Raw genomic sequence first — 19,724 nt, 5'->3', positions numbered from 1 at the left:
CGGTCAGTGCTGGGGCAGGGCCGCCTCGACCAGTGCCCGCTGCTCGGCTTCGTGCATCTTCGCCGAGCCGACCGCCGGGGCGGCGGCCGCGGGACGGGAGATGCGGCGCAGGCGGACGCCCTCCAGATGCTCCAGGAGGTTCAACGCCACGAAACTCCACGCACCCTGGTTGGCCGGCTCCTCCTGCACCCAGGCGAAGTCCTCGGCGTTCGGGTACTGCGCCAGCACCGCCTTCAACTCGTCGACCGGCAGCGGATAGATCTGCTCCATCCGGACGATCGCGGTGTCGGTCATGCCCCGGTCGGCGCGGGCCGCGTACAGGTCGTAATAGACCTTGCCGGAGCAGAGCAGCACCCGCTTGACCGCCTCCGGCTGCAGCGGCGTGCCGGAGACGCCGGCGTCGCCGATCACCGGCTGGAAGGTGCCCTCGGTGAAATCACCCACCTGGGAGACGGCGAGCCGGTGCCGCAGCAGCGACTTGGGGGAGAACACCACGAGTGGCTTGCGCTTGCTCGACAGCGCTTGACGGCGCAGCAGGTGGAAGTAGTTCGCCGGGGTGGTCGGGTTGGCGACCCGCATGTTGTCCTGCGCGCATAGCTGCAGGAAGCGTTCCATGCGGCCGGACGAGTGGTCCGGGCCCTGACCCTCCTGCCCGTGCGGCAGCAGCAGCACCAACGACGAGCGCTGCCCCCACTTGACCTCGCCGGAGGAGACGAACTCGTCCACAATCGACTGGGAACCGTTGACGAAGTCGCCGAATTGCGCCTCCCACAGCACCAGCGCTTCCGGGTTCTCCACCGAGTAGCCGTACTCGAAGCCCATCGCGGCGTACTCGGACAGCAGCGAGTCATGCGCGAAGAACCGGGCGTTTCCGCTGGCCAGGCTGGACATCGGCAGGTAGTCCGTGCCGGTCTTGGCGTCCACGATCGCGGCGTGCCGGGACACGAACGTGCCGCGCCGCGAGTCCTGGCCGGCGAGCCGGACGGTGACACCCTCGGCGAGCAGCGAACCGAACGCCACCAGTTCGGCGAAGCCCCAGTCGATGCCGCCCTCGGTGGCCATTTTGGCCCGCCTGTCCAGCAACTGCTGGACGCGCTTGTGCGGGGTGAAGCCCTCGGGCAGCTCGACGTGCGCCTGGCCGACCGCCTTGACGACGCCCGCGTCGATCGCGGTGTCCACCCGCGGCTCCGGTTCCTCGGCCAGGGTGCGCGCCCGTGGCGGCGTACCGGCCGCATCGCGGGTGGCCTTGAACACCTTCTCCAGTTGCTGCTGGTAGTCGCGAAGCTGCTCCTGGGCGTCGTCGACGGTGATGTCGCCGCGGCCGATCAGCTCCTCGGTGTACAGCTTGCGCACCGACCGCTTGGTGTCGATGATCTCGTACATCCGGGGGTTGGTCATCGACGGGTCGTCGCCCTCGTTGTGCCCGCGGCGGCGGTAGCAGACCAGGTCGATCACGACGTCCTTGTTGAACGCCTGGCGGTACTCGAAGGCCAGCTTGGCGACGCGGACGACGGCCTCCGGGTCGTCGCCGTTCACGTGGAAGATCGGCGCCTGGATCATCCGGGCGACGTCGGTGGAGTAGAGCGAGGACCGGCTGTACTCGGGTGCGGTGGTGAAGCCGACCTGGTTATTCACCACCACGTGCACCGTGCCGCCGGTGCGGTAGCCGCGCAGTTGCGAGAGGTTGAGCGTCTCCGCCACCACTCCCTGGCCGGCGAACGCCGCGTCGCCGTGCACCAGCAGCGGCAGCACCGTGTAACCGTGCAGCCCGAGGTCGAGGCGGTCCTGCTTGGCGCGCACGATGCCTTCCAGCACCGGGTCCACGGCCTCCAGGTGTGACGGGTTGGCCACCACGCTGACCGTTGTCGCGTTCTCCCCGTCCGGAGTGGTGTATTTGCCGGTCTGGCCCAGGTGGTACTTGACGTCACCGGAGCCGTGCGCCGACTTCGGGTCCATCTGACCCTCGAACTCGTTGAAGATCTTCTCGTACGGCTTGCCGACGATGTTGGCCAGCACGTTGAGCCGGCCACGGTGTGCCATGCCGATGACCATCTCGTCCAGCCCGCTGACCGCCGACGCGTGCAGGACCGTGTCCAGCAGCGGGATCAGCGACTCGCCGCCCTCCAGCGAGAACCGCTTCTGACCGACGAACTTGGTCTGCAGGAACGTCTCGAACGCCTCGGCCGCGTTGAGGCGGTTGAGGACGTGCTTCTGCTCCTGCGAGTCCGGCTTCGTGTACTTGATCTCGATCCGGTCCTGGATCCAGCGGCGCTCCTCCGGATCCTGGATGTGCATGTACTCGATGCCGACCCGGCGGCAGTAGGTGTCCCGCAGCACCCCGAGCACATCCCGCAGCTTCATCTTCTGCTTGCTGGCGAACCCGCCCACCGGGAACGTGCGGTCCAGATCCCACAGCGTCAGGCCATGCTGCAGCACGTCCAGGTCGGGGTGCCGGCGGATGGCGAACTCAAGCGGGTCGGTGTCGGCCATCAGGTGGCCGCGCACCCGGTACGCGTGGATCAGCTCGATCACCCGAGCGGCCTTGTCGATCTGGCCCTCGGACGTCCGCGCCACGTCGCGGACCCAGCGGATCGGCTCGTACGGGATCCGCAGCGAGGTGAAGATGTCGTCGTAGAAGTCCTGCTCGCCCAGCAGCAGGTCGTGCATGGCCTTGAGGAACTCGCCGGACTGCGCGCCCTGAATGACCCGGTGGTCGTAGGTGCTGGTGAGCGTGGAGACCTTGCTGACGGCCAGCTCGGACAGCGTCTCGTCGGACATGCCCGAGTAAGGCGCCGGGTACTCCATCGCGCCCACGCCGATGATCGCGCTCTGGCCGGTCATCAGGCGCGGGATGGAGTGCACCGTGCCGATGCCGCCGGGGTTCGTCAGCGAAATCGTGGTGCCGGCGTAGTCGTCCATGGTCAGCTCGTTGCGCCGGGCCCGGCGCACCACGTCCTCGTAGGCCTGCCAGAACTTGCGGAAGTCCATCTCTTCGCAGTTCTTGATGGACGGCACCACCAACGTGCGCGAACCGTCCTTCTTGGCCAGGTCGATCGCGATGCCCAGGTTGATGTGCTCGGGCTGCACCAGCGACGGCTTCCCGTCCACCTCGGCGAACGAGTTGTTCATCGCCGGGTTGGCCATCACCGCACGCACCAGCGCCCACCCGATCAGGTGGGTGAAGCTCACCTTGCCGCCGCGGCCACGGGACAGGTGGTTGTTGATCACGATGCGGTTGTCCACCATGAGCTTCGCCGGGACCGCGCGCACCGAGGTGGCGGTCGGCACCTCCAGCGAGGCGCCCATGTTCTGCACGATCCGTGCGGCCACGCCTCGCAGCGGGGTCACCTTGGCGCCCTGCCCGGCGGGCGTCTCGGTGGTCGTCTTGGCGGCGGGGGCCTTCTCCGGAGCCGGCTTGGCGGCCTTGGGCTTGGCGGCCTTCTCGGGCACGGTCGGCTTGACCTTGGCGACCGAAGCGGCGGCAGGGGCGTCGGTGCCGGCCTTGGCCGCCGTGGCGGTGGCGGTGGCGGCAGTCGCCTCGTCAGGGGAGACGATCGATCCCGTGGCCATCGCCGGCTTGTAGTCGGCGAAGAAATCGTGCCAAGCGGGGTCCACGCTGGCTGGATCGGCCAGGTAGCGCTGATACATCTCGTCGACGATCCACTCGTTGGGACCGAAGTCCGCGAGTGGGTTTTCCTGCGCTGTCTGCTGGGTCGACACTTCCGTGTTCGCCTCTTTCACCAAATTTGTCGGCACTCGACGCGTTTCGTCACACGTAGCGGGACGGATTGTCCCCCCAGGCTACTCTGTCGGCCGCTCCGGCTCCGGTCGTGTCAGGGCGTCCGGGTGGCCGAATCGGCATACCGAAACGGGCAAGAGGCGCGACGTTCGGCCAGCGTGACGGGCACGTCACGGCGGGTGCGTGCACGCTGTCGGGTTCCCGTCTCGGCGCCCGCACGGCCCCGAGTCGACGCAAGCGTGCTGGTTGGTGGCGCGCGGGCTCAGCTGATGTCGCGGCGGCGCACGATGAGCGTGCCCAGGAATCCGGTGACCACGGCGTACCCGATCAGTACCACGGCGCCGACCCAGCGTGGTGGATTGCCGGGCAGCTCGGTTCCGGAGATCATCAGGGTCGATGCCGTGGTCGGCACCAAGACCTGGAGCTTGCTGAACCAGTCCGCGACGTACTGCGTCAAGAGGTAGAAGACCAGGCTGGCCCCGAAGGTGCCGATCACGTACGCGATGGACAGGGTGAGCGTGGCGCCAAGCTGACTGCGGATCAGCACGCCCGCGCCGACGCCCACGATCGCCCACAGCGCGAACGCCAGGGCGTTCAGTCCGATCGCGCGCCAGACGGCCGGATCGCCCAGTTGCGCGCTGTAATCCAGGGCGTGCAGCACGAACGGCACCACGATCAGGTTGAGGATGGTGGTGACCGCCCAGAAGACCAGGCCGAGCAGGATCGCGGCGATCAGCTTCGCGGTGATCACCCGCTCGCGCACCGGGCTCACCAGGAACGTCGTGGTGGCGGTGAGGTGGAAGAACTCATTGGTCACGATGATCGCGCCGAGCAACATGACCAGCAGCACTCCCAGGAACTGCCCGCTGGTGTAGAGGGTGGTGGCGACGTTCACCGCCTCGTTCGCCACGCGGAGCTGCTCGGCCTGGTCGGCGGACAGGCCGGACTCGGCCGGGTCGACGCCCCCGGAGATGTTGGCGGTGCCCCAGTTGTAGAGGACCGCGAGTGCCCACAGCGGCAGCATGATGATGCCGAAGACCCACCAGGTCGACGTGGTCCTGATCTTCAGGATCTCCGCGCGCACGAGGTTCATCGGATCTCCGCCTTCCCGGCCGTCAACTGGAGGAACACCTGTTCCAGGTCGGCCCGCTCACCGAGCAGCTCGTGCAATTCGACACCGGCGGCGAATGCGGTGTGCCCGACCTTGGCCGGATCCGCGCCGGTCACCGAGAGCGCACCGTCCGGCAGCTCGGTGACGCCGGCGCCGGCGGCGGTCAGCGCGGTGGTCAGCTCGGCCGGTTGCGGCGTGCGCACCCGCACCTGCGCGCCGCCGGCCATGGCGCCGAGCACGTCGTCGACGGGGCCCTGGCGGATCAGCCGGCCGGCCGCCACGATCACCACGTCGTCGGCCATCAACTGCATCTCGCTGAGCAGGTGGCTGGAGACCAGGATGGTGCGTCCCTCGGCGGCGAGCATCTTGAGCAGGTCGCGCATCCACCGGATGCCCTCCGGGTCGAGCCCGTTGGCCGGCTCGTCCAGGATCAGCACCCGCGGGTCGCCGACCATCGCCGCGGCGATGCCGAGACGTTGCCGCATGCCCAGCGAGTAACCCTTGAACTTGCGGTTCGCGGCGGGGGTGAGCCCGACCAGGTCGAGCACCTCGGCGGCCCGGGAGACCGGAACGCCGGCGGCCCGGCAGATCACCCGCAGGTGGTTCGCGCCGGTCCGGCCGCGGTGTGCGCTGGAGGCCTCCAGCACCGCGCCCACGTGCCGCAGCGGCTGGTCGAGCTCCACGTAGCGGCGGCTGCCGAAACCGGCCCGCCCGGCGGTCGGCGTGACCAGGCCGAGCAGCATGCGCAGGGTGGTGGTCTTGCCCGCACCGTTGGGACCGAGGAAGCCCGTCACGCGTCCCGGGCGCACGGTGAACGAGAGGTCGTCGACCGCGCGCAGCTTGCCGTATTGCTTGGTCAAGCCGGCGACGACGATCTCCTCGGACCCGGTGCCCGGATGTCCGGCGATCACGTGCAACTCCCTCCGACGGTGGCGGGGCTCACCGTATCGGACAGGGAAAAGGCCCGCTGCCCGGTAACCGAACGCGTCCGCGGCGCCGCGCCGGGCGCAAGTAGTTCATGTTCTCGACATCCGCCGCCAGTAATCGCGACACGCCGAGGCGACGTGGCCCCCTTACACAGAGAACATGGTCGTTCTCCTGACTGCCCCCGCTGCCACCTCCACCAGCGGTTACTCACTCCTACTCGCCGACGATCCCGCTCTCGTCGCGGCCGCGCAGAAGCTGCGCCACGATGTGTTCGCCGACGAACTCGGCGCCGACCTGCCCGCCACCGCGGACGGACGCGACGTCGACGACTTCGACGAATACTGCGATCACCTGGTGGTGCGCGACGACGCCACGGGCGCGGTCGTCGGCACCTATCGCATGCTGCCGCCGAAGGCGGCCGAGGCGGCCGGGCGCCGCTACGCCGACGGTGAATTCGACCTCAGCCGCCTGGGCCCGCTGCGCGACCAGCTCGTCGAGGTCGGCCGCTCGTGCGTGCACCCGGATCATCGGGCCGGGGCGGTGGTGAACCTGATGTGGGCGGGCATCGCCCGTTACCTGCACCTGAACAATCTGCGCTGGCTGGGCGGCTGCGCCTCGGTGCCGCTGTCGGACGGCGGCGCGCAGGCCGCCGGCGTCTGGGCGCGGGTGGTGCAGCGGCACCTGTCGCCGCCGGCCCTGCGGGTGCGCCCGCGCCGTCCGTGGCTGTCCCCTCAGACCCCGCTGGGCGACCCGCGCGTGGCGGTCCCGCCGCTGCTGCGCGGGTATCTGCGCCTGGGTAGCTGGGTCTGCGGCGAGCCGGCGCACGATCCGGAGTTCGGGGTGGCCGACTTCTACGTGCTGTTCTCGATGGACCGGATGGACCCGCGGTACCGCCGGCACTTCCTCGGAGCGACCCGGTGATCTGGCAACCGACGTCCGGCTGCGGGCCGCACTGCTATGCCGAGGACGGACCCCGGGTCCGGTACGCGCTGTGGCGGTTGCCGCTGCTGATCGGCGTGCTGGCGGTGGCCGCCCTGACCGTGCCGGTGCTGCGTGGCGCCGCGGTGCGCCTCGCGGCCCGGGGCGTGCTGGCGTCCCTGGGAGTGCGGTTGCAGGTGCGCGGTCCGGCGCCGCGCGCCGGCAGTCTGCTGGTCGCCAACCACGTGTCCTGGCTGGACGTCGTCGCGCTGCTGGCGATCGGCCGGATGCGCCTGGTGGCCAAGCACGACGTGCGCGGCTGGCCGGTGATCGGCGCGATGGCGGCCGGCGCGGGCGCCATCTTCCTGGACCGCAGCCGCCCCAAGACCCTGCCGACCACGGTGGCCGAGGTGTCCGCGGCGTTGCGGGACGGTCGCTCGGTGGCGGTCTTTCCGGAGGGCACCACCTTCTGCGGCGCGGACCGCGGACGGTTCCGGCCTGCGGTCTTCCAGGCCGCGGTGGATGCTCGCGCGCCGGTGGTTCCGGTGGCCATCCGGTACGACTCCACCGCCGTGGCGTTCGTCGGCGCGGAGACGCTGTGGTCGTCGGTGCTGCGAGTCGCGCGTACCCGTAGTCTCGCCATGACCGTGATCACCGCACCGGCGCTGCATCCGGCGGACGGAGCCGTGCGGGGCGCGCTGGCCCGGGCCGCGCAGTCCTCGGTGGGGCTGCGGTCCGCCCCGGGTCGCGTCGCCGACCTGGGCCTGGCCGCCTGACCGGGCGTACGGGGAGGCCCGAGGTATCTCACAGCGAACTTTCAGCTATCGGGCAGGCACAACGCAGCGGCCCGCGACATGATGGCAGGCATGGCCGCCATCCAGACTCAGCCCAAGCCGAGCGAGGCGAAGCTCCTCGTGGTGGAGGACGACGCCAACATCTTGGAGTTGCTGTCCGCCAGTCTGCGATTCGCCGGCTTCGACGTCAGCACCGCCACCAGCGGCAGTGCGGCCGTCACGGCGGCGAAGAACGCCTCGCCCGACCTTGTGGTGCTCGACGTCATGCTGCCCGACCTGGACGGGTTCGAGGTGATCCGGCTGATGCGGGAGGGCGGCGCGCGGACGCCGGTGGTCTTTCTGACCGCCCGCGACGGCACCGACGACAAGATCCGCGGCCTGACGCTGGGTGGCGACGACTACGTCACCAAGCCGTTCAGCCTGGAGGAGCTGACCGCCCGCATCCGGGCCGTGTTGCGGCGCACCACGCAGGGCGACGAGACGCCGCCGCGACTCACCTTCGCCGATCTCGAACTCGACGAGGAGACGCACGAGGTCTACCGGGCCGGTCAGCGGGTGCAGCTCTCGCCGACCGAGTTCAAGCTGCTGCGCTACCTCATGCTCAACGCCAACCGGGTGCTCTCCAAGGCGCAGATCCTGGACCACGTGTGGAAGTACGACTTCCGCGGCGACGACAACATCGTCGAGTCCTACATCTCGTACCTGCGGCGCAAGGTGGACAACGTGCAGCCTCGCCTGATCCACACGCTGCGCGGCGTCGGTTACGTGCTGCGCAAGCCGGCCGCCTGACTCCGCCGTGGTCGCCACGGCACCGCAACCCTCGTCGCCGCCTCCGTCACCTCACGTGGAACGGGCCACGAGCAAGCTGCGCAGCACGCCGCTGCGGATCAAACTCGTCGCGGCGGTGCTCGTCCTGGTGTTCGCCGCGCTGACGCTGATGAGCGTGTCGTCCACGTTCGCCCTCCGGACGTACCTGGTCGGCCGGATGGACGACGAGCTCGCCGCGGTGATCGGGGAGATGGCGCACGACCTGGAGTACTACGGCGAGATTCATCCGGAGGGCAACCTGCCCAGCGAGTACATGTACTCGGTGCGTTCGGTCAGCGGGGTGGGCACGTCACACACCAACATCCCCAGCTTGCGCACGGCCGACCTGCCGCCGTACTTCACCAAGCTCAGCGACATCAACGAGCGGATCGGTGCTCAGCCGTACACGGCGATTTCGCCGAACAAGCAGGTGCACTGGCGCATGATGATCGCGGTCACCGACCAGGGCGCGATCCTCTATGTGGGCCGGAACATGGCCGAGGTGGAGTCCGCGGTGACCCGGCTGATCTGGATCGATGCGCTGGTCGGCGGCGCGGTGCTGGTGGGCATCGCGGCCGCGGGCGCGGCCATCGTCCGGACCAGTCTGCGGCCGTTGGTGGAGATCGAGCAGACGGCCGGGGCGATCGCGGCCGGCGACCTGACCCGGCGGGTGCCGGACCCGGAGCCGGGCAGCGAGTACCCACACACCGAACTGGGCCGGTTGTCTCGCGCGCTGAACGCGATGCTGGCGCAGATCGAGGCGGCGTTCACCGCGCGGGCCCACTCCGAGGCGGCGGCCCGAGCCGCCGAGTCGGCCGCGCGGGACGCGGCGGAGGCGGCGCGGTCGTCCGAGACGCGGGCGGTGCGCTCCGAGGAGAAGATGCGGCAGTTCGTCGCGGACGCCTCGCACGAGTTGCGTACGCCGCTGACCAGCATCCGCGGGTACGCCGAGCTCTACCGGCAGGGCGCGGTGGCGGAGGCGGACGACGTGGCGCGGCTGGTGCGCCGGATCGAGGACGAGGCGTCCCGGATGGGCCTGCTCGTCGAGGACCTGCTGCTGCTGGCCCGGCTGGACCGGGAGCGTCCGCTGAATCTGGCGCCGGTCGAGTTGCCGGTGCTCGCCATGGACGCGGTGGAGGCGGCCTCGGCCACCGCGCCGGGGCGCACCATCGACCTGGACGTGCGGGACACGCCGGAGCGGCTGGTGGCGTACGGCGACGACGCCCGGCTGCGGCAGGTCCTGGGCAACCTGGTGACGAACGCGCTGGTGCACACCCCGCCGGAGGCTTCGGTGACGGTGCGGCTGTCGGCCGCGTCCGGGGAACGGGCCGTGGTCGAGGTGGTGGACACCGGCCCCGGGTTGTCGCCGGAGCAGCGTGACCGGGTCTTCGAGCGGTTCTATCGCGTCGACGGCGCCCGCACCCGGCGCACCGACCGGCAGGACACCGGCACCGGGCTGGGGCTGGCCATCGTGGCCGCCATCGTGCGGGCGCACCATGGCAACGTCGAGGTGGTCAGCGAGCCGGGGCAGGGCGCCACATTCCGGGTGAGCCTGCCGACCGTGGTCGCGTCGGACCCGGCGGACGCCTGATCATCGGCATTCTCAGACAACATCCAGGGCCACCACAGGTCGATCGGAGTGGGAGTGGGCAGAGTAGTGCTCATGACCGACCACGAGACCAACCCGCAGCGGCAGGACGTTCCGTCACCGGAGTCGCCGCACCGGCCCGCGGAGGGCGCGTACGACAACCCGCCCGCGGACGCTCCCTACCACGGCGGTGGCTCGGAGCGGGGGGAGTCGTTCGGTGAGCCGACGACGGCACAGCAGCCGGTCGCTCCCCCGTCGTCGGCGCCCGCGAACGGCGCGCCTCAGCCGCCCACCCCGCCCCAGGCCGCCGCGCCCCAGCAACCCGCAGCGCCCCAGCAACCCGCCGCGCCGCAGTCCGCGCCGCCGCAGTCAGGGATGCCGCAGTCCGCGCCGCCGCAGTCGGGAATGCCCCAGTCCGGGGTGCCCCAGTCCGGCGGCCCGTACGCCGGGGGAACACCGGGCTACTTCAACTACGGCACCCAGCAGTGGACCGGCTCGGCGTGGCAGCGCGACGCGACCCAGCACCAGCCGACGGCCCAGCACCAGCCGTCGTACGGTCAGGCGCACCAGCACGGCTACCCGGGGACCTCGCAGCAGCAGACCGGGCACCAGCAGGCGTACGCGGGGGGCTACCCGGCGTACGGCCAGCACCCGCAGTATGCGTACGCCGGTGGGCCGGAGCAGCACACCGCCGCCTGGGCGCAGCCGGTGGAGAGCCAGCAGCGCGACCCGGAGCGGACCCGGCGTACCCGCACGATCCTGGCGGCCGGCGCCGCCGCCGTGGTGATCGCCCTGGCCGCGGGCGGGGTCGGTGCGGCCACCGCGCTCGCGCTGGACGACAACGGCTCCGGGACGGCCACCGTGCAGACCGGCGGTTCCTCGGTCACCCGTGTGGTGGACCGGTCGTCGCTGGCCCAGATCGCCGCCGCCGTGCAGGACAGCGTCGTCTCCATCACCACCGAGTCCGGCGAGGGCTCCGGCGTGATCCTCAGCGCGGACGGCTACATCCTGACCAACAATCACGTGGTGGCCACCGCCCAGGGCCGTACCGTCAACGTGGTCTTCGCCAACGGTAAGAAGGCCACCGCCACCATCATCGGCACCGACCCGCGGACCGACCTGGCCGTGGTGAAGGCCGCCGGTGTCTCCGGGTTGAAGGCGGCCAAGTTCGGCGACAGCTCGAAGATGCAGGTGGGCGACACCGTGCTCGCGCTGGGCAGCCCGCTGGGCCTGGAGGGCTCGGTGACGGCCGGCATCATCAGCGCCAAGGACCGGACGATCCAGTCCGGCGACCAGGAGCCGCAGCAGCCGAACCCGTTCGGCGGCCAGCAGGAGCAACAGCAGCAGACGACCACCACCATGTCCGGCCTGTTGCAGACCGACGCGCCGATCAACCCCGGCAACTCCGGCGGCGCCCTGGTGAACGTCAGCGGCCAGGTGATCGGCATCAACTCCGCGATCGCCACGTCCGGGCAGAGCAACGGCAACATCGGCCTCGGCTTCGCGATCCCGAGCAACAAGGCCAAGCAGGTCGCCGACGACCTGATCGCGGGCCGCAAGGTGAGCCACCCGGCGCTGGGCGTCAGCGTCACCGAGGCCGAGGGCGGCGGCGCGTTGATCAGCTCGGTCACGCCTGGCAGCGCGGCGGCGAAGGCCGGGCTCCAGCAGGGTGACGTGATCACCAAGGCGGACGGCAAGCCGATCAACGGTTCCGACGACCTGGTGGCCATCGTCCAGGGCGCCAACGTGGGCGACCAGATGACCCTGGTGTTCACCCGGGACGGGACGCAGAAGACCGCGACCGCGACGCTCGCCGAGGCGTCCTGACGGCTGCATTCGCGCCGTCTGCTCAGATCGGGCGGCACACCTCCCACAGCGGTGGGTGGTCCGGGTCAAGGGGGTTGACCGGGACCACCCACCGCGCCTTTTTGCCCGTGTCTGGGGTGATGTCTGCGGCGTTTGCTGCACCGGGGCTCGCGTTTCGGCGGGCGTTCCGCCTACCCTGCGAACGGCATCGGCGCGCCGCAAGCGCGTAGTGAAGGGCAGCTCAGTGACGCACGTCGAAACCCGGATGAACGTCTGGGAGGCGCTGGCCGGGCGCGCACCGGGTGCGCCCGTCGGACCGGCGGACCCCGGCCTGTGGGGTGCCGTCGTCGACCGGCTCAACCCGGCGCGCGCGATGCCCGTCCTTCGGGCCGGCGTCGAGGCCGTCGCGCTGACGTCGGTGCGCGGCACGCCGTACGTCATGGTGCGCTCGCCGGACGACGGCACGCGCGCCTGCTACCTGCGGCTCACGCCGGACGAGTGGCAGTTGGCCCTGTTGATGGACGGCTCGTTCACGGTGGCCCGCCTGGTCGCCGAGTTCGCCCGCATCGCCGGCCGGCTCGCCCCGGACCAGGTGCGTCGCGTCGTCGCCGACCTGGCCGGCAACCGGATGCTGGAAGAGTTGCCGGTCGACGCGTTCCGGCCGCTGAGCGAGATCGTGCGCAAGCCGCTGCCGGCGCGGGTCGGGCGCGGCCTGCTCGCCGCCCTGCGCGGCCGTCGCATGCTGGTGGCGGACGTCGACGGGCTGGTCACCGCGCTGTACCGGTTCGGCGGCCGAGCCTTCTTCGGCAAGGCCGCCGGGGTCATGATGGCCCTGCTCGCGGTGTCCGGGATCGGGCTTTTCGTGGCCACCTGGGCGCGCGGGAGCCAACCGGTCTTCCTCACCGGCGGGTCGTACCTGTTCGGCGCGATCACCCTGCTGGTGCTCAACGTGGTGGCCTTGGCCTGCCATGAGCTCGGCCATGCCCTGGCCACCAAGCACGCCGGGCGCGAGGTCCCGGCGGCCGGCCTGCTTGTCTACTTCGGCATCCCCTCGGTGTTCGTGGACACCACCGACGTGTGGATGGCCGGACGCCGCGCGCGGCTGCTGGTCACCGCCGCCGGCCCGGCCACCGGCCTGGTGCTGGCCGCTGCGGTGCAACTGGCCGGCCTGGCGTTCCCGGCGTTCGGCCCGCTCGCCTTCAAGCTGGCCTTCGTCTGGTACCTGAACGTGCTGTTCAACCTGAACCCGTTCCTGGCGCTGGACGGCTATTACCTGCTGATGGACTGGCTGGAGATCCCGAACCTGCGGGCCCGCGGCGTGGCCTGGGTGACCGGCCGGCTGCGCGGACGCCCGCCGCGGTGGGGCGTGCTGGACACCGAGGGCAAGGTCGTCGCCCTGTACGGCGTGCTGGCCGTCCTGTGGATGGTCATCGCCCTGAACCTGGCTTACCGGATCTGGGCCGACCGCGTGTCCGGGCTGGTCACCGGCCTGTGGCACACCGGCGTGGGTGGGCGCCTGCTGCTGGCGGCGGTGCTCCTCGGCCTGTGCGCCCCGCTGGTCTATCTCGCCGCGGGCCGGCTGGCCCGGGCGTGGCGGGGATCCCGGCGCCGCGCGGCCGAGCGCGAGCGGGAGGCGGACGCCCCCCGCCGGCTGGCCGCCCTGCGCGCCTCGGAACTGGGCGGGCTGAGCGAATCGAAACTGGCCGCCCTCGCCGCGCGGGCGCGCTGGGTGCACCCGCCGACCGGCCGGCAGATCGTCGCGGCCGGGGGTGCGCAGAACGCCGTCTACGTGGTGGTCGACGGGGCGTTGCAGGCCCGGATGCCGGGCGACCCCGGCGGCACCATCCGCCACCATGTCGGCACCGGGGGAGTGGTCGGGCTCGCCAACGCGCTCACCGGGCGGGCCACCGCGCTGAACTGGCACACCGCCGGCACCACGCTGTTGTCCGTGCCCACCGCCACCGTTGCCTCCGTGGTGGGGCCGCTGCCCGGCCCGCCGCCGCACGACCGGGCCGAGGCCGAGTCGTTGTTCGCGGACACCCCGGCGCTGGCCGGGCTGGCGGTGGACGAGCGGCTCGCGCTGATCGCCTCCGCGCACCCGGTGGATCTGCAACCGGGCGCCCCGGTCATCCTGGCCGGACCGACGCACGCGGTGGTGATCGAGTCGGGCGCGATCGCCATGCCGGACGGCGTCGAACTGCGTCGCGGCACCCTGATCGGCCCGGTCGGGGACGGCAGCCCGGGGGTGGTGGCGCAGGCACGGACCCCGGTGCGGTTGTGGCTCGTGCCGGACGCCTCCGCCATGCCGCCTCTGGTCGGGGCGAAGCCCGGCCGGCCGGGCGTGGTGCCGGCCTCGGAGGGCCGGGGGCGCCAGACGGACGGCGTGCACAGTGGTGGCGCGTACCCGCCGTTGGCGGTGCCCACCGGCCCGCCCGAGGGCACCGAGGACCCGGACATCGACCGGCGTTTCCAGCGGCGCATGTGGTGGCTGGTGATGCTGCTGCTCCTGCTCGCGCTGCTGCTGACCGGGATGAACTTCCGACCCGGGCCGGCGTGGGCCGAGATGGCCGGCGACCGGGCGCTGCTCACCGTCGAGCACGGCTCGGCCACCGCGCTGGTGGACGGACGGCAGGTCACGCTCGCCGACGGAGCCCGCCGGTACGTCGATGCGGGCACCCGGATCGAGGTGGCGAGCGGTGCGCAGGCACGGCTCACCTTCAGCGGCGGGGCCGCGGCGGTGCTCTGCCCGTCGTCCCGCACGCAGGTGCGGGAGCTGCGCACCGGCGACGGGCGGCACCGCACCCCGCAGGGTGAGCTGGCCATCGACGACGGCCGCGTGCTGGCCGACACGACCAGCACCAGCGGCGCCTATCTGCCGTTGGACCTGACGGTCAGCCGCCCGGTGGGCGACGTGGTCAACGCCGGCGCCGCCTGGTACGCCGTGGATCCGAGCGGGCTCACCGTGTCCAGCGGCCAGGTGCGGGTGAACGGCAGCCCGGCCCCGGCCGACGACGTCGGCCTGACGTGCGGCGACGGTGTGGTGGTGACACCGCCCGCGGCCGGACCGAGCGAGTCGCCGAGCGTCGAGCCGTCGCTGCCGGAGATCACTCCGTCGGCGCCGGTCTCGTCGGCGCCGCCGAGCACACCGACCACGACCGCGCCGCTGCCGACCACCCCCGGCGGCCCCGCGGCGCCGGCGCCGACCACCACGCGCCCGCGGACCACGACGCCGCCGCGCGCCACCACGACGCCGCCGCGGGCCACGACGCCGCCGCGGACCACCCCGCCCACCACCCCGTCGCGGCCGCCGTCGTCATCGCCGCCGACGACCCCGTCGTCACCGCCGCCGACCACCGACGACCCCGAGCCCGACCCGGACCCGTCGCCGACCACCACCCCGCCGATTTTCATCAACTGACCGAAAGGATCCGCTTCCGTGCTCTGTTGGTTCTGCGCCAAGGCGGCGCGCGCGTCGTGCCGGTTCTGCGGCCGGGGCGTCTGCGAGGACCACGCGCGTTTCGGCCCGTACCTGTTGCAGGTGAGCCGGTCGGAGTCGCGGCGGCGTGCCGAGGCGCTGGTGGTGGAGGACGCGGTGCAGTGCGGCACCTGCCGGCCGCGGCCGCAGCCGGTGGCCATGCCGGAGCTGGATTGACCGGCCCGCCGTCGGCGACGGTGGCCTGACCGGCCTACTGTCGGCGGCATGAGCGATTTCGACGCCGTGCTGGAGCGGCTGGTCAACGATCCGTCGTTCGCCGATGCGTTGCGCGCCGATCCCGGTGCCGCCCTGCGCGGATATCGGCTCGACGCGGGCGAGCGTGACCTGCTGCACCTGCAGGTGGCCGAGGACACCGGCGCCGCCCGGTCCGCGGTCGAGCCGCGGCTCAGCAAGTCCGGCACGGCCGGTGTGGTCGCCGGCGGCGTGGTGCAGGGCCTGGGCGACGGGCTCGGTGCGTGGTCGCCGTTCGAGACGCCGGGTGCCCCCTCCGGGGCGGTGCAGGGCATCGGCGATGCCGATGGCTCCTCCGGCGGCGCCGGGGGTTCGGCGGCGATCAGCGGGCTCGGTGACGCACCCGGCAGGGCGGGCGCGGCGTCGGTCGAGGGTCTGGGTCGGCCGGGCGCGGCGTCGGTCGAGGGTCTGGGTCCGGCTCCGGAGCGGGCGGAGGTGCCCGCGGTGTCCGGGCTGGGCGACGCGCCCCGCACGGGGGAGAGGTCCGGGCTGGGCGACGCGCCGCGTCAGGGGCTGGGCGAGCCGTCCCGGTTCGCCGGGGAGGCGGAGCGCCACGCGCTGCCGGAGGACTACCACGATCGGGTGGACGCGGACGGCGACGGGCACTGGGACGAGGCGACCTATCGCCGTCGCGCGGACGGCGGGGTGGACATTCTGGTCGATCTGGACGGTGACGGGCGGGCCGACTTCGTCGGGCACGACGTGGACCGGGACAAGCGTGTCGAGTCCGCGGACTACGACACCGACCACGATGGCGTCTTCGACAAGACCATGTATGACGACGACGGTGACGGCTGGCTCGACCGGACGGTCCGCAGGACCTGACGGAGGATCGCCCCCGCCCCTCCCCTGGGCACACCGGACGCCGACCCCAGCGAGCCGATGACAACGTTGTCGGTAGCGCCATTGAACGCGCCCTCTCCGGACGAAGTCAAGACATCGACATCGATTGACGAAACAGCTTCGACACTGCTAGGAAACGTTCTTAACCGTCGTTTCCTGTCCGGTCCGTCGCGACTTGGGAGTGCCATGCGCGCTGTTGTTGGTGTGTTCGTGCTGGTCGCCGGTCTGGCCGTGGCGGTGCCCGCCGCGCCTGCCGTGGCGGCGGCCACCGGGTTCGCGACCGGCTTCGAGACCGGTGATCCGCAGCCGACCTGGCAGGACTCGGTGGAGAGCAGCTCCGGCGTGGGCGGCTACTGCTGCGGGCTCACCGGCATGGAATCCGGCACCCGCCGGGAACTCGCGCACACCGGCGCCGCGGCGCTCATGTACTCCGGCACCGATCAGAGCGCCACCACGTCGTACTCGTACAACCGGATCTTCGATGTGGACGTCGCGGTCACCGCCACCACGACGCTGTCGTACTGGCTCTATCCGCAGTCCGGCGGCAACCTCGACGTCGCGGTCGACCTGGTCTTCACCGACGGCTCGCATCTGCGCGACTCCGCGGCGGTGGACCAGCACGGCGTCCGGATGCACCCGGCCGACCAGGGCGGCGGCTACGTGCTGACCTTCGACATCTGGAACAACGTGACGTCGCGGATCGGCGCGGTGGCGGCCGGCAAGACCGTGGACCGGATCCTCATCGGCTACGACCAGCCGCGCAACACCGGCACCTTCCGCGGCTATCTCGACGACCTCAGCATCGCGGCCGACGGCGCGACGCTCGCCGATCTGGTCGACACCCGCCGCGGTTCCAACTCCGACTCGGGGTATTCACACGGCAACACCTTCCCGGCGGCGACCGTGCCGCACGGCTTCAACTTCTGGACCCCGGTCACCCAGGGCAACAGCGACGGCTGGCTCTACCAGTACGGATCGTCGACCGTCCAGGGATTCGCTATCAGTCACGAGCCGAGCCCGTGGATCGCCGACTACGCCCAGCTTCAGGTGATGCCGATGACCGGCGGGGTGAAGTCCACACCGGACGCGCGCAAATCCACCTTCAGTCACGCCGACGAGGTGGCCCGGCCGCACTACTACAAGACCCGGCTGAACACGTACGGCATCACGGCCGAGATGACGCCGACCGACCACGACGGCGTGCTGCGTTTCCAGTTCCCGGCCGCCTCGGACGCGGTGATCCTGTTCGACACCATCGACAGCGCCGGTGGTTCGATCGCGGTGGACCGCGGCGCCCGAACGATCAGCGGATACACCGACCACAAGGGCCAGAAGCTGTATTTCTGGGCCACCGTGGACACCGCCATCGCGGATTCCGGCACCATCAGCGGGCAGGGCGCCACGAGCTGGATTCGTTTCGCCACCACGTCCGGCCAGCAGGTGACGCTGAAGATGGGCACCTCGTTCATCAGCGTGGACCAGGCGGCGGCCAACCTGGCGCAGGAGGTCGGCGGCAAGAGCTTCGACACGGTACGCGACGAGGCCGCGGCCACCTGGAACGCGGCGCTGGGGCGCATCGGCATCGAGGGCGCCACGAACGAGCGGCTTGTCACGTTCTATTCGAACCTCTACCGGACGTACATGTATCCGAACAACCGCTCCGAGATGGTCGGCGGCGTCCGCAAATACCAGAGCCCGTACGACCAGGCGGTGCACGAGGGCCAGATGTACGTCAACAACGGCTTCTGGGACACCTCGCGCGCGGCGTGGCCGCTCTACACCGTGCTCACGCCCACCCTCGCCGGCCAGATGCTGGACGGTTTCGTCAACGCGTACAAGGAAGGGGGTTGGACTCCGCGATGGTCCGGGCCGTGGAACATCGGCGCCATGGTGGGCAGCAATCAGGATCTGGCCTTCGCCGACGCGTACGTCAAGGGGGTGCGCAACTTCGACTACACCGCGGCGTACGCGTCGATGGTGAAGAACGCCACGGTCTACTCCGACTGGGCGCCCAACGGCCGGATCGGCAACCAGGTGTCGATCTTCAAGGGGTACGTGCCCACGGACACCGCGTCGGAGTCGGCGTCCTGGACGCTGGAGGATGCCAACGACGACTTCGGCATCGCCGCGATGGCGGCGGCGCTGGGCAAGAACGAGGACGCGGCGTACTTCCGCAACCAGGCGCTGGACTACGCCAACCTGTTCTCGCCGTCGGTCGGCTTCTTCCGCGGCAAGCAGAGCAACGGGTCCTGGCGCACCAGCGACGCGGACTTCAAGCCCAACCTGTGGGGCTGCGAGTTCACCGAAGGCGCGCCGTGGCACTACGCCACGCCGGCGCCGCAGGACCCGCAGGGCATGGCCGGCCTGTACGGCGGACGGGCGCAACTGGCCGCGAAGATCGACGCGGTGTTCGCCGCGCCCCGGGACTACCTGCCGGGCTGCTACGGCGGCGTGATCCACGAGATGCGTGAGGCGTACGACGCGAACCTGGGCCAGTACGCCCACGCCAACGAGCCGATCCACCACATGATCTACATGTACGACTACGCCGGCGTTCCGGCCAAGGCGCAGGACCGGGTGCGTACGGTGCTCACCACGCAGTACGACTCGGGCGCCGGCACCGGCAACGGCTATCTCGGCGACGAGGACAACGGGCAGATGTCGGCCTGGTATGTGTTCAGCGCGCTGGGGTTCTATCCGGCGCGGATGGGCAGCACCGACTACACCATCGGCGCGCCGCTGCATCCGAAGGCCACCATCGCGTTGGAGAACGGGCACACGTTCACCGTCTCGGCGCCCGGCGTCAGCGACACCAACCGGTACATCCAGAGCGCCACGCTCAACGGCACGCCGTACACGAAGAACTACCTGACCCATGCCGATCTGCTGGCCGGCGGCACGCTGGAGTTCACCATGGGACCGCGGCCGTCGTCGTGGGGCACCGCGGCGGCCGACCTGCCCCCGTCGATGACCACCGGCACGGACGGGCCGCGGCAGCTCACCGACCGGGCCACCGGCGGAACCCTGACGGTCAGCGGCGAGAATCCGCCGAACGAGGGCAAGGTCTCGCTCACCGATGACACCTCGCTCACCAAGTGGCTGACCGTGGCCGGCACCGCGACCCTGACCGACCGGCTCACCGGCCAGGCCACCGTCCGGCAGTACACCCTCACGTCGGCCAACGACTACGCCGAACGCGACCCGAAGAGCTGGACGTTGCAGGGCTCGAACGACGGCAGCTCGTGGACCACCCTGGACACCCGCAGCAACGTCGACTTCGCCTTCCGGCGGCAGACCCGGGCGTTCGTGATCCCCGGCAGCCCGGGCGCGTACTCGCGGTACCGCCTGCAGATCACCGCCAACCACGGTGCCACCATGACGCAGCTCGCCGAGTGGGAGCTGCTCGGCTGACCGGGGACGTGGCGCGCCGCTGCGACCTTGGCACGGCCCGCTCCGGCGGTCAC

At 71.1% G+C, this 19,724-nt stretch carries 12 protein-coding genes; 9 read left to right on the top strand and 3 right to left on the bottom strand.

Features of this window, described 5'->3' with window-relative positions:
• Window positions 1–3: 3 nt before the first annotated feature.
• The 3 genes from IEY73_RS19915 to IEY73_RS19905 all read right to left on the bottom strand — a co-directional run bounded on the left by IEY73_RS19915 (window position 4) and on the right by IEY73_RS19905 (window position 5,761).
• A complete protein-coding gene (locus tag IEY73_RS19915) occupies window positions 4–3,720 on the bottom strand; it encodes a multifunctional oxoglutarate decarboxylase/oxoglutarate dehydrogenase thiamine pyrophosphate-binding subunit/dihydrolipoyllysine-residue succinyltransferase subunit (protein WP_189080772.1) in 3,717 nt (1,238 codons plus the stop codon).
• Between the two features lie 281 nt (window positions 3,721–4,001).
• Window positions 4,002–4,832 (bottom strand): ABC transporter permease subunit, encoded by an 831-nt coding sequence (locus tag IEY73_RS19910; RefSeq protein ID WP_189080771.1) that lies wholly within the window; start codon window positions 4,830–4,832, stop codon window positions 4,002–4,004.
• Window positions 4,829–5,761: an ABC transporter ATP-binding protein gene (locus tag IEY73_RS19905; RefSeq protein ID WP_229715981.1), complete on the bottom strand. Its 933-nt coding sequence runs from the start codon at window positions 5,759–5,761 to the stop codon at window positions 4,829–4,831. The genes IEY73_RS19910 and IEY73_RS19905 overlap by 4 nt, the downstream gene beginning before the upstream one ends.
• A gap of 175 nt (window positions 5,762–5,936) precedes the next feature.
• Here IEY73_RS19905 and IEY73_RS19900 point away from each other — a divergent pair, with 175 nt between their 5' ends.
• The 9 genes from IEY73_RS19900 (at window position 5,937) to IEY73_RS19860 (ending at window position 19,671) form a co-directional block, all read left to right on the top strand.
• Window positions 5,937–6,698 carry a GNAT family N-acetyltransferase gene (locus tag IEY73_RS19900; RefSeq protein ID WP_189080769.1) on the top strand — a complete coding sequence of 254 codons (762 nt, stop codon included), beginning with the start codon at window positions 5,937–5,939 and terminating at the stop codon, window positions 6,696–6,698.
• Window positions 6,695–7,471, top strand: a complete 777-nt coding sequence (locus tag IEY73_RS19895) for a lysophospholipid acyltransferase family protein (protein ID WP_189080768.1) — start codon at window positions 6,695–6,697, stop codon at window positions 7,469–7,471. Before IEY73_RS19900 ends, IEY73_RS19895 begins: the two co-directional genes overlap by 4 nt.
• Before the next feature lie 90 nt (window positions 7,472–7,561).
• Entirely contained in the window at window positions 7,562–8,278 is a 717-nt protein-coding gene (locus tag IEY73_RS19890) for a response regulator transcription factor (protein ID WP_189080767.1), read from the top strand.
• A gap of 55 nt (window positions 8,279–8,333) precedes the next feature.
• Window positions 8,334–9,887 (top strand): sensor histidine kinase, encoded by a 1,554-nt coding sequence (locus IEY73_RS19885; RefSeq protein WP_229715980.1) that lies wholly within the window; start codon window positions 8,334–8,336, stop codon window positions 9,885–9,887.
• A 72-nt stretch (window positions 9,888–9,959) separates the two neighbouring features.
• Window positions 9,960–11,711: a S1C family serine protease gene (locus IEY73_RS19880; RefSeq protein WP_189080766.1), complete on the top strand. Its 1,752-nt coding sequence runs from the start codon at window positions 9,960–9,962 to the stop codon at window positions 11,709–11,711.
• A 223-nt stretch (window positions 11,712–11,934) separates the two neighbouring features.
• Window positions 11,935–15,108 carry a zinc metalloprotease gene (locus tag IEY73_RS19875; protein WP_189080765.1) on the top strand — a complete coding sequence of 1,058 codons (3,174 nt, stop codon included), beginning with the start codon at window positions 11,935–11,937 and terminating at the stop codon, window positions 15,106–15,108.
• An 18-nt stretch (window positions 15,109–15,126) separates the two neighbouring features.
• Complete coding sequence (locus tag IEY73_RS19870) at window positions 15,127–15,342, top strand: hypothetical protein (protein WP_189080764.1); 216 nt, start codon at window positions 15,127–15,129, stop codon at window positions 15,340–15,342.
• A 48-nt stretch (window positions 15,343–15,390) separates the two neighbouring features.
• A complete protein-coding gene (locus IEY73_RS19865) occupies window positions 15,391–16,242 on the top strand; it encodes a hypothetical protein (protein WP_189080763.1) in 852 nt (283 codons plus the stop codon).
• A 204-nt stretch (window positions 16,243–16,446) separates the two neighbouring features.
• Complete coding sequence (locus IEY73_RS19860; protein ID WP_189080762.1) at window positions 16,447–19,671, top strand: GH92 family glycosyl hydrolase; 3,225 nt, start codon at window positions 16,447–16,449, stop codon at window positions 19,669–19,671.
• Window positions 19,672–19,724: the final 53 nt, after the last annotated feature.

Source organism: Mangrovihabitans endophyticus, from assembly GCF_014646155.1.
In the GTDB taxonomy this organism is placed as follows: domain Bacteria; phylum Actinomycetota; class Actinomycetes; order Mycobacteriales; family Micromonosporaceae; genus Actinoplanes; species Actinoplanes endophyticus.
The sequence above is the reverse complement of the archived record's forward strand: the minus strand, read 5'-3'. Positions and strand labels throughout refer to the sequence as shown.